The sequence below is a fragment of the Planctobacterium marinum genome, from assembly GCF_020687805.1.
GTDB lineage: Bacteria > Pseudomonadota > Gammaproteobacteria > Enterobacterales > Alteromonadaceae > Planctobacterium > Planctobacterium marinum.
In genome coordinates this window covers 963,689-974,633 of the sequence record NZ_JAJEWQ010000002.1, presented here as the reverse complement: position 1 = coordinate 974,633, position 10,945 = coordinate 963,689, and the positions used below count along the sequence as shown (strand labels likewise).

Annotated in this window: 10 protein-coding genes; 6 read left to right on the top strand and 4 right to left on the bottom strand. The window is 42.9% G+C overall.

Features of this window, described 5'->3' with window-relative positions:
- Positions 1-527: 527 nt before the first annotated feature.
- From pssA to rluD, 4 genes are all read right to left on the bottom strand, one after another.
- On the bottom strand, positions 528-1,361 hold the full coding sequence (gene pssA, locus LJ740_RS09765) for a CDP-diacylglycerol--serine O-phosphatidyltransferase (protein WP_229528877.1): 834 nt from the start codon (positions 1,359-1,361) through the stop codon (positions 528-530).
- A gap of 112 nt (positions 1,362-1,473) precedes the next feature.
- Positions 1,474-4,059, bottom strand: coding sequence for an ATP-dependent chaperone ClpB (gene clpB / locus LJ740_RS09760; protein ID WP_229528876.1), 2,586 nt, complete (start codon positions 4,057-4,059; stop codon positions 1,474-1,476).
- 101 nt (positions 4,060-4,160) lie between these two features.
- Complete coding sequence (pgeF, locus tag LJ740_RS09755) at positions 4,161-4,868, bottom strand: peptidoglycan editing factor PgeF (RefSeq protein ID WP_229528875.1); 708 nt, start codon at positions 4,866-4,868, stop codon at positions 4,161-4,163.
- Positions 4,869-4,880: 12 nt separating this feature from the next.
- The gene (rluD, locus tag LJ740_RS09750) at positions 4,881-5,849 is read right to left on the bottom strand and encodes a 23S rRNA pseudouridine(1911/1915/1917) synthase RluD (RefSeq protein ID WP_267498189.1); all 969 of its coding nucleotides are present in this window, start codon (positions 5,847-5,849) and stop codon (positions 4,881-4,883) included.
- A 197-nt stretch (positions 5,850-6,046) separates the two neighbouring features.
- Here rluD and LJ740_RS09745 point away from each other — a divergent pair, with 197 nt between their 5' ends.
- The 6 genes from LJ740_RS09745 (at position 6,047) to LJ740_RS09720 (ending at position 10,551) form a co-directional block, all read left to right on the top strand.
- Positions 6,047-6,814, top strand: coding sequence for an outer membrane protein assembly factor BamD (locus LJ740_RS09745; protein ID WP_229528874.1), 768 nt, complete (start codon positions 6,047-6,049; stop codon positions 6,812-6,814).
- A gap of 566 nt (positions 6,815-7,380) precedes the next feature.
- A complete protein-coding gene (locus tag LJ740_RS09740) occupies positions 7,381-7,632 on the top strand; it encodes a hypothetical protein (protein ID WP_229528873.1) in 252 nt (83 codons plus the stop codon).
- A 221-nt stretch (positions 7,633-7,853) separates the two neighbouring features.
- Positions 7,854-8,522, top strand: coding sequence for a hypothetical protein (locus tag LJ740_RS09735; RefSeq protein WP_229528872.1), 669 nt, complete (start codon positions 7,854-7,856; stop codon positions 8,520-8,522).
- On the top strand, positions 8,515-8,895 hold the full coding sequence (locus LJ740_RS09730) for a hypothetical protein (protein WP_229528871.1): 381 nt from the start codon (positions 8,515-8,517) through the stop codon (positions 8,893-8,895). Before LJ740_RS09735 ends, LJ740_RS09730 begins: the two co-directional genes overlap by 8 nt.
- 42 nt (positions 8,896-8,937) lie before the next feature.
- Positions 8,938-9,333 (top strand): nucleotidyltransferase domain-containing protein, encoded by a 396-nt coding sequence (locus LJ740_RS09725; RefSeq protein WP_229528870.1) that lies wholly within the window; start codon positions 8,938-8,940, stop codon positions 9,331-9,333.
- Between the two features lie 333 nt (positions 9,334-9,666).
- A complete protein-coding gene (locus tag LJ740_RS09720) occupies positions 9,667-10,551 on the top strand; it encodes a hypothetical protein (RefSeq protein WP_229528869.1) in 885 nt (294 codons plus the stop codon).
- Positions 10,552-10,945: the final 394 nt, after the last annotated feature.

Sequence of the window (10,945 nt, the reverse complement as noted above, 5' to 3'; positions counted from 1 at the left end):
GCGTTCAATCTGAGCCATGATCAAACTCTTCAATTAAAATCGAATATATAAATTTTTTGGGTCGACATCAAAATCAATCGATGCCCACACAGATTGTCTTATTGCTGATTGTTAAAGAACGATGTACACGGATGTACGAGTGTCGAAACCATTCACGGATGAATGCAGTGTTTCGACCGTTGCTAACTTGTTTTTGTTAGCTTCTTCGTTTATCTCCCGAAGCGGAGGCGCATTCTACGCTGTTGAGTTACAGTGTCAATCTTTTTTTCTAAAAAAATTTTAACTTTCTTTTCAAATCTAAGTTCTGAGAACCTGGACTTGAGCTGTTCAACTCAATGTGGCGCGCATTATAAGCAGATAATTTGCGATTGCAAGCGCTATTTAAGAAATTAATAGTTATTTTATCTGAAGTCTTCTAATTCGATTTTATCCATAAAAAACAGATAGTTAATTGAGATCTGTATATTTAAACAACAAAAAAGCCGTCTTTCAGACGGCTTTTTATGGATTAACGATATAAAACAGGTTTAACTGCCTTCGCTCTGTTTTTTATCCTGGTTACTGTCTGTTACCTCTGCGGGCTTTGATTCTTTAAAATCAGCATCGCCTTCTTCCGCATCACCCAGGACGTGCTCCAACTTAACCTTGTCTACAGTTCGAAAGGTATTGATGGGCCCGGCGACTGTGTATAGGGCGAAGACCAGAAATAAAACTAAAGATGGCTCTGTTGCCACAATGATGAATACGACACAAACCAGTAACAAGGCAACGAAAGGCACTTTGCCATGCCAGTTTACTTCTTTAAATGAATTATATTTGAAATTACTCACCATCAAAATTCCGGCGGCGGCAGTAATCAAACATACCAGCACCTCGACAAATGCCAGATTGAACACCTCTTTTACCTGGTATTCTTCACCGACCCAAACCATGCCGGCTACCAGTGCTGCAGCAGATGGGCTTGGCAGCCCCTGAAAGAAGCGTTTATCCGCAGTTTCTACGGTTGTGTTGAAGCGAGCCAGCCTTAAGGCAGCACCGGCAACATAAATAAATGCGGCTAACCAACCCAATTTATTGAGTCCGGACAAAGCCCAGTTGTACGCTATTAACGCTGGCGCCATACCAAAAGAAACCATATCTGCCATTGAATCATATTCAGCACCAAATTCACTTTGGGTATTGGTCATCCGGGCGACCCGGCCATCCAGTCCATCAAAGATCATGGCAATAAATACGGCAACGGCTGCAGAGATAAACTGTCCATTCATTGAAGCAACAACAGCATAAAATCCTGAGAAGATACCAGCTGTGGTGAGAAGATTAGGCAACAGGTAAATGCCTTTCTTTTTTGTTTCTGTCATTCATTCCTCCAAGTAGACAGAGAAAATAGCACAAAAACACAGGGTTATTAACAGAAGTAAAAATAAAAAAGCACCAACCAGGTTGATGCTTTTAGATTAAGAGAATAATTCCTTAGGCGTTTGCATTGAAAGTCAGGTTTTCACCGTCAACATCCACTGTAATATTGTCACCTTTTTTAAAATCACCTGACAATAATCGTTGCGCCAATGGGTTCTCAATTTCCTGTTGAATCGCCCTTTTCAGTGGGCGCGCGCCAAACACTGCATCGAATCCAGCTTCTGAAATTTTCGCTAACGCCGCGTCCGTGACCTCTAAGGTCATCTCCTGTTCCACCAGTCGCTTATGCAAGTGCTGCAACTGAATAGACGCTATCGACTTAATATGTGACTTGCCTAGCGGGTGGAATACCACGGTATCATCGATACGGTTAATAAATTCCGGACGGAAATGGTCAGCAACCACTTCCATGACTGTAGTTTTCATTTGCTCGTAGTCTTTTTCCAGATGCTGTTCCTGAATCAGATCTGAGCCCAGGTTGCTGGTCATGATCACCACAGTATTTTTGAAGTCAACTGTGCGCCCTTTACCATCTGTCAGGCGACCATCATCTAACAATTGCAATAAAATATTGAAGACATCAGGGTGGGCTTTTTCCACTTCATCCAGGAGAATAACCGAATAAGGTTTACGTCTTACCGCTTCGGTCAGATAACCGCCTTCATCATACCCGACATATCCGGGGGGCGCGCCTACCAGTCGGGCAACTGAGTGTTTTTCCATAAACTCAGACATATCTATGCGCACCATGGCATTTTCAGTATCGAACATAAACTCAGCCAGTGCTTTGCACAGCTCAGTTTTACCGACACCGGTGGGCCCCAAAAATAAAAACGAACCTATGGGGCGATTAGGATCAGACAACCCGGCTCTGGAACGACGAATTGCATTGGACACCACGCCGACAGCCTGTTGTTGACCGATAACCCGGGAATGCAATTGCTCTTCCATTTGCAATAACTTTTCTTTTTCGCCTTCCAGCATTTTATTCACTGGTATGCCGGTCCAGCGTGACAGCACATCTGCTATTTCAACGTCAGTTACTTTATTCCTTAGCAAGGTAGAATGCTGTTGCTTCTCGGACAGGTTAGCAAAGTCCAGTTTTTGTTCCAGCTCAGGAATACGACCATATTGCAATTCAGACATTCTGTTCAGGTCCTGGGCACGACGAGCAATTTCCAGATCCAGTTTTGCCTGTTCAAGCTCTTGTTTGATGTGTTGCGCACCCTGCATGGCCACTTTTTCTGCTGACCACACTTTTTCCAGCTCTGCCAGCGTGTTTTCCAGCTTCTCGCGTTCCAATTCCATGGCCGCGAGGCGCTTGAAGCTGGCTTCATCGGTTTCTTTGGAGAGCGCCTGTTCTTCCAGTTTGTACTGAATGATTTTGCGTTCCAGACGATCCATATCCTCTGGTTTTGAATCAATCTGCAGACGAATACGGGATGCCGCTTCGTCAATCAAATCTATTGCTTTATCTGGCAACTGACGGTCACTGATATAACGATGGGATAAGGCTGCGGCTGCAACAATAGCCGGATCGGTAATATCTACCGAATGGTGTAATTCATAGCGTTCTTTTAAACCACGCAGTATGGCAATGGTGTCTTCCACTGTGGGCTCTTCCACCAATACTTTCTGGAAGCGACGTTCCAGGGCGGCATCTTTTTCAATGTATTTGCGGTATTCATCCAAAGTGGTGGCACCCACGCAGTGCAATTCACCGCGTGCCAGCGCGGGTTTAAGCATGTTCCCGGCATCCATAGCCCCTTCGCCGCCTTTACCGGCTCCCACCATAGTGTGCAACTCATCAATAAATAGGATGACATTGCCTTCTTCTTTGGCTAACTCAGATAAAACCGCTTTTAAGCGTTCCTCGAATTCGCCGCGGTACTTAGCACCCGCCACCAGCGCGCCCATGTCCAGTGACAAAACGCGCTTGTGCTTTAGCCCCTCAGGCACTTCTGCATTAATGATGCGTTGGGCCAGGCCTTCCACAATGGCGGTTTTACCTACGCCTGGTTCACCAATTAATACCGGGTTATTTTTGGTACGGCGCTGCAATACCTGGATAGTGCGACGAATTTCCTCATCGCGCCCTATTACCGGGTCCAGCTTGCCCTGCTCCGCTCTGAGTGTCAGGTCGGTGGTGTACTTTTCCAATGCCTGTCTGACATCTTCGGCATTGGGATCAGTCACTTTTTGACCGCCACGTAATTTCTCGATGGCCGCCTCGATATTTTGTTCAGTAGCACCCAACTTACGCAATAACTCACCCAATTTGCCCGGCTCTTTGGTGGCCGCCAAAACAAATATCTCCGAGGTGATGTAATCATCTTTGCGTTTTTGCGCCACCTTATCGCACAAGTTCAATGTGACAACCGCTTCCTTGGAAAGCTGGACATCACCACCGATGCCGGAGACGCGTGGTAACTTATCAAGTGCTTCAGCAAGTACAGAACGCAGACTATTAACGTTGACGCCAGCGGCTTCCATTAATAATTTAACGGTACTGCCTTCCTGATTCATGAGGGCCATCATGATATGAACAGGCTCGATGTATTGATGATCCCGTCCTAACGCGAGGGATTGCGCATCAGATATAGCGACCTGAAATTTACTGGTTAAGCGATCTAATCTCATTCTTACTTCCGAATAATACTAACTACAGAACTAGATGGGTTTGCCGGGCACAGATTCAAGAATAGATTTAACTAAAAATAATGCAATTGTGATGACAGGAGTTATTGCAACCAGATAAGTGTTGCCATTCTTCCGGTTTGTCCATCTCTGCGATAACTGAAAAAGCGAGATTCATCAGAATAGGTACAAAGCCCGCTGGCATACACCTGATGAACGCCGCAGGCATTAAGCTTCATGGTTGCTATTGCAAATATGTCGGCCAGATATTTATCATCCGATATAGGCTTGAATGCATCTTGCTGTGGGGCAAACGCCTCGCGGACTTCGCCTCCCACCTCAAAGGCTTGCGGTCCAATTGCGGGCCCCAACCAGGCTAACACCTGCCCTTCAGGCGTAATAGTTTGTATTAATTTCTCTAGTATCCCACCAGCCAAACCCCGCCAACCACAATGTAGCGCAGCCACAAAGCTGCCAGCGGTATCAGTGAGCAATACAGGCAAACAATCTGCCGTCATCACCACGCAAACTCGCTGCTTAGCACGGGTGTAACTACCATCTGCCGTGTTGTTTACAATTAACTGATGGTTGAGTTCGAGGATATCAGTGCCGTGCACCTGATTGAGCCATACGGGCTGTTCGGGGCATGGTAAATTATTGCGATTTTGCTGCACAGACTCCGCGACATCACCCACATGTAAGCCCAGGTTTTGCGATGCAAAAGGCGCAAGGCTTACACCACCGGTGCGCAATGTAGAAATGGCCTTAACCGAATCCGGTGCCGGCCATTCAGGAATAAGATAATGGGACATGAATTTTATTGATTACGCAAACTCATCAAAGGCTTCGGTGTCTTCCCGCAGAGCCACCAGCAGTGCTTTGATGTCGTCTGGTAACGGTGCCTGCCAACTCATCCACTCACCGGTTAACGGATGGAATAAACCCAACTGCACAGCATGCAAGGCCTGACGTCTGAATCCTCTGAGCTGTTCTGTTAACTGCTCTGTCGCACTTTTTGGCAACTTCAAGCCAATGCCATAAAGCTGATCGCCCACCAGGCTGTGTTTAATGTAATCCATGTGGACGCGAATTTGGTGAGTACGGCCAGTTTCCAGCTTTAACCTGAGATGGGTATGTTCGCGAAACCGCTCAATAACGCGATAATGGGTAACCGCCTCTTTGCCCATTTCTTTAACGGCCATTGCCACGCGCTTGGTACTGTGTCGGCCAATAGGTTTATCTACCGTACCGCCACCCACCATTGCCCCAATGGCAACCGCTTCATATTCACGGCTTATTTCTCTGGCCTGCAATTGGGTAACCAGTTGCGTATGGGCTGCAATATTTTTCGCCACTACCATTAAGCCGGAGGTGTCCTTATCAAGACGATGTACAATACCGGCACGGGGCACCACTGAAATATCAGGGTAATGATAAAGTAGTGCGTTTAACAAAGTACCGGACTGATTTCCTGCACCGGGATGCACGACTAAACCCACAGGTTTATTCACGATGATGATATCGTCATCTTCATACACCACGTTAATTGGCAGATCTTCAGGTTGATATCCAACCTCATCTTCTACCTGTGCTTCCAGTTCAAGCACTTCAATGCCTTTCATTTTCAGCCTTGGAGTAATGACAACCTGCCCATCGACTTTGACATTGCCTTCTAATATCCAGTTTTTTAATCGCGAACGAGAAAAATCATCAAAACATTCGGCCAGACATTGATCCAGACGCAGCCCGGCATGTTGAAGTTCTAATTCGGCACTTAACGATACAACTTGCAAAAGAATTTCCTAAATAAACTCATGTGTGTGAAAACCTGTTACAGCCTTCAGCTCAGGTTCAAAAAATTAGCGTTATGTTACCAGAATTCGGAACTTTTATAGCAGTTAATTGTTCTTATCAGCACGGGAATCGTATAGTATTGCCGGTCGACGCTAAACGCGACCCGAATTAAATGCACAACAAGATAAAATTTTATATGACTCGAACAAATTTTAGACGCGCTCTCATTTCGTTGTTATTCACTGCTGTACTGGCCGCCTGTTCGTCTTCCCCGGATGATGAAGAATTGGCAATTGCTAACAAAGGTGCAGAAGCATTATATGAAGATGCCAAAGCCGCAATGGAAATTGGTAACTACAGTAACGCCGCAACCATTTTAAGTGCCCTGGACTCCCGTTATCCATTTGGCCCATTTTCCAGTCAGGTGCAACTGGATCTGATTTATTCGTATTTTAAATCCGGTAAAAATGATGAAGCCTTGGCGACTATTGATCGTTTCACCCGACTAAACCCCAACCATTCAGATGTAGACTACGCCTATTACATGCGGGGCATCGTGAATATGGAGTTTGATAAAAATTTCTTTCAGGAGATTTTTAATTTAGATCGCGCCGACAGAGATACATCCAAAGCACGCGAAGCCTTTAATGACTTCAACAATTTGATCTTTAAGTTTCCCGAAAGCAAATATGCCGCTGACGCTAAAAAGCGTATGGTGTTTATTAAAGATCGCCTGGCCCGCTATGAATTAGCTATCGCCCGGTATTACATAAAGCGCGAAGCCTATGTGGCAGCTGCTAACAGAGGTCAGTACATAGTGGAAAACTTCTCCGATACCGTGCATGTGCAAACCGCACTGGAAATTATGGTGGAATGTTACGATTTACTGGGCCTGGAAGAACTGAAAAATAATGCCATGGAAACCCTGAGGCTAAACTATCCCAATAGTGACTTGTTGGGATAAGTTTTATTCTGCTAAACAGATATTAAAAAACGCGCTTCGGCGCGTTTTTTTGTGTCTGCAATTTGGCCGTAATTTCGGCAATACCAGGTTTAAAGAAGGGTGCGAAGCTTCTACATTAGTTCTCTGATGTTTTTTCGAAAGGGCGGTCCCCTTCAACCCCCTTTGGCCCTGACGCGAGACAACATAAGCCTCAAGGTCAGAACTGGAAGACCGTCAATGATAGCGCTTCCCTGCGCTGGCATTGACTTGGGCAAGATCCTTGTTGCCAATCTTCAGGTTTTTCCTGCCCTCTCAGCATATCTCGCGAAAGGGCCAGATTAGTCCGAACTTCGAACTGATAGAGGTATAGGGTTTTGAGGAATTCAAAATGAGTATTGTGGCGGTTATTGCCAGAAGGCAGGGGTTACCGTATATCTGTCGCTGGAATTTACCAATTTGAAGATGGATGCTGATCTTCAAATTTGGTTCTATGATGTTGCTTCTTCGAAGGGGAGATCCCCTTCAACCCCCTTTTGGCCCGGACGCGAGACAACATAAGCCTCAATCGCAGAACCCGAAGACCGTCAATGATGGCACTTCCGTGTGCCAGCATTGACTTGGGCAACATCCTTGTTGCCAATCTTCAGGTTTTTCCTGCGCTTTCAGCTTATCTCGCGAAAGGGCCAGATTTATCCGAGCTTCGAACTAACATCCAGGCATTATGTAATCAATTTAAAATGAGTTTGCTCATTGGCGGCTCATACCGTTTTGCTGACGTTCGATTGGTAATTGTTAAAGGGCCGATTTGTGCCAAAAGCGGTCATCGAAAAATTTTTTAATTAACCAATTCAAACAAGCGTTTGCTCCCATAGTCAGGAAAACGACCCTTTGGGTCGTTTCTGTCCTCAGACCAGAAATTGAAAAGCCTCTGCTTCCAAGAAGTGACCTTGCCTAGGTAAATTTGTTATCGCAAGCACAAAGTATATAATCTACCCAAGTTAAAGTAGAAAAACGATCCAATGGGTCGATATTAAATTGTTAGCACTAAACTAGGATGTTCATGCTCAATAAAACACAGATTTTATCAATGTTAGAGTTTTCAAAGGAACACTGGCCTTCAATTTCTACACTTGTAGTAGGCTTATCTTTAGGTATTAGTATCTTCTACGCAGAGAGCTATTTTGGAAAATTCGGTTTGAGCTATCTGCATTTTGTTGACTTCACCGATCTAATTAAACTTCTTTTCCTTAGCAAGACATTTTTTATATCAATAATTCTTTTGTCTGGACTTTTTATCCTTGCCTCTCTTCTGGGGAGCAAAGCAGAAGTTGCGGAGTCGAAGGTTAGCCGACCAAAAACATTCTTCACAGTAGTTATTTCACTAGTTATAGTACCAGTTATATTTTTTATTTTAATTGCCCCTTTTACATCTCCTTCATTAGATGCTTCTAGTATAAAAAATGGATATGCTGCTTTTTACAACATCGTTTACCATGGTGGTAAGAGTAAGGTTAAATGTGCAAGTATAATTGCAGTTTCATCAAGTAATTACTTAGTTTGGGATTTCAAGAATAACAAAACGATTATAATCCCAAAATCTCAAATAATAGACTTTCACTTAACGTTGGAAAAGTTCAAAAGTAAAGCGGCACAGCAAGATGTAGATACAAAAATCGAAGAACTTGAAGAAAGGAAGCAAAAGCTTGCTAAGGTTTGCAAGCATGTTTAGTGCTAACAAAACAATTAACAGCAATCGCTGCGCTCATTGGGAAAAATCCTCGCAGGCACTTCGTGCCAAAGCACTCGGCTTTTCCCGTTATTGTAAGCGTTATACACCTATAATAAAGATGCGATATTTTTTAGTTTTTCTGACGTTTTTTTCATCGTTATCTGCTGGATGCTCACTAGAAATTCCAAAGGGGTTTCAGGCTTTCGCGAGTTTTGTTGAGTCTGAAAACAAATATATAATTCGTTTCCCTCTTACGGATTCAGCACAAGAGCCTCGCTATATAAGCAGCTTAACCTTAGAAATTAATAACGTTGCTAGCGCAGACTTGGAATACACGCAAGTTGATGGCTTTGTTCGTTCCTCACAAGTTTAGCCAACTAATTTTTACCGTTTATTTGCGGCGTTATGCATTTATATGAATTTCGAGCTACCCCGAAATATTCAAAACGTAATGTCAGGGCTTTTTGAAAAAGAAGACATAAAGTCTATTTGGTTTATTGGCTCAAGAGCCAATGGAACAGCTCATGAACATTCTGATTGGGATTTTATTTGTTTTTTAAACACTCATATTCAAGTCAGGGAGGCAAGAGCAGAAAACGTGGATATCATCCAAGTTGGTAAAGATGGGAAATATCTATTGGAGGGGCAGCCAGAGAGTTCAAGTGGTGACTTCAAACAATGGCAATGGCATCAACAAACCAATGAAACGGCCACATATAAATCAAGAATAGTTCCTAAAGTTTTAAGTGGTCAAACATATGATTTAAGTGCGGTAAAAATAATCACGTTAAAGGCTATAAGGATATATTAAGTTATGCATAACAAAAAAATTATGCCGCCCGCCGGCGGGCGGGGACACAAACAGGCAGGCGGCTTCGACATTTTAGCCTGCCAGTTTGTGCCCCATATTTAGAAGTTAGATCTTTGTTATGGGTGTCATCGCTACTTGCTAATATTCAATTTACCGCTCCAAGAAAAATCTTGGGTAATGGAATTACTCAGATGAACTCGAAGCCTAACCAAGCCATTCATCCAGATTCGTACTGATGACTTCACGCTTTTTGTCTGATACGTTTATTTACCTGCTTTAAAAAATCAGCAGAAATTAGATAAAATTATTATAAATCGTAAATTGGAAGTAATAGTGTTAAGAAGTACAGTTTTATGTTTTGGTTTATTTTTATATGTCGCACCATTGGTAGCTCAAAATAATAATGTTATTAAATATGCTTTCAAGGCATACTCAAAATTCTCGGAACTTAAGGTCGCTTCAGAAAAGTGCAAATATAACAAATTTTTTAATAGTGAACTTCAAGATTCCTATGCAAATCTCTTGCATGATAAACTACTGATTTCACTGTCAAAATTTGAAGCTATAATAGCCGATGAATCAGATTACCTAAAAGAGATTAATTCCTTTAAAAACGAGTTTGATTGCAGCATAGAAGAAAGTGATTTAGCTTTCGAATTTCAAACGTTGTTCGATGATTATATGTTTTCTCTTTACCCTTTAGAAATGGCAACCCCCTTGAAAGACCCGCTGCTTAGTAAAGGGGAATACGAAAGAGCTAAAGCTGAAGCAATTGATATAGCAGTATCTGAATTGATAGATAACGCTCAGTCAATAGCGATAGGAACTCTGCACGATATCAGCAAACTCCCTTCTAATTATCAAAATGCATCAATACAAGTTGTTGGGTATGAATATGCGTTCGAAACAAGTTACGGATGGAAGCAGCCCCCTCCTCACAAATTCATTCCAATAAAAAGCGTTGATGTCGGAAACAATCTCGGTGTCAAATGGCCTGGTTTATTGTCCGATGAACAACTTGAGAATAACGAAAAGGAATTAGAGGCAAGGTCCATTGAAACGTATAAGAGCCAGGAAATAATGATTATACGCTCAAAAAAAATTGGCATGCTTTTGCATTGGGAACCTCTTAGTGGGGAGAATATGAAATATTTTCAACCAACATTAAATAGTCGTGAGTGGGAATACTTTAAGGGAAAATTTAGATATATAGATTGATTTTTTATAGTATCAAATGTTTGGGTCTTCATTCGATTTCAAAAGCTGGATGTATAGGAAAAAGATAACAAGCCGCAATAAACCGGCTTTCGCTGAAAGCAGTCATTTATTAAGAGTTGAACGTCCGCCAACTTAAAAATGTAGTCAATCGTAACATTAACACCGGTTGTCCGCTCTGGTGTGTTAGCAGTCAGTGGAGAAGTACAAGGTAAGTGACAGCTATCTTAAAAAAGCAGCCACTTCGAATGATTTTTTTCTGCTATTCAAAATAACAACGACATTCATTTTTGGTACTTTCATTGCCCCTCCACTGTTTAGTTCGAAGTCCATAGGTTTCCTGCCCCTGTGCGAGATAAGCCGAAAGTGAAGAAAAAACCTGAAAGACCGACAATGC

Excerpts from the sequence above, each read along its gene's own strand:
- pssA (WP_229528877.1), bottom strand. The coding sequence starts at position 1,361 with ATGACAGAAACAAAAAAGAAAGGCATTTACCTGTTGCCTAATCTTCTC.
- clpB (WP_229528876.1), bottom strand. The coding sequence starts at position 4,059 with ATGAGATTAGATCGCTTAACCAGTAAATTTCAGGTCGCTATATCTGAT.
- pgeF (WP_229528875.1), bottom strand. The coding sequence starts at position 4,868 with ATGTCCCATTATCTTATTCCTGAATGGCCGGCACCGGATTCGGTTAAG.
- LJ740_RS09745 (WP_229528874.1), top strand. The coding sequence starts at position 6,047 with ATGACTCGAACAAATTTTAGACGCGCTCTCATTTCGTTGTTATTCACT.
- LJ740_RS09740 (WP_229528873.1), top strand. The coding sequence starts at position 7,381 with ATGATGGCACTTCCGTGTGCCAGCATTGACTTGGGCAACATCCTTGTT.
- LJ740_RS09735 (WP_229528872.1), top strand. The coding sequence starts at position 7,854 with ATGCTCAATAAAACACAGATTTTATCAATGTTAGAGTTTTCAAAGGAA.
- LJ740_RS09730 (WP_229528871.1), top strand. The coding sequence starts at position 8,515 with ATGTTTAGTGCTAACAAAACAATTAACAGCAATCGCTGCGCTCATTGG.
- LJ740_RS09725 (WP_229528870.1), top strand. The coding sequence starts at position 8,938 with ATGAATTTCGAGCTACCCCGAAATATTCAAAACGTAATGTCAGGGCTT.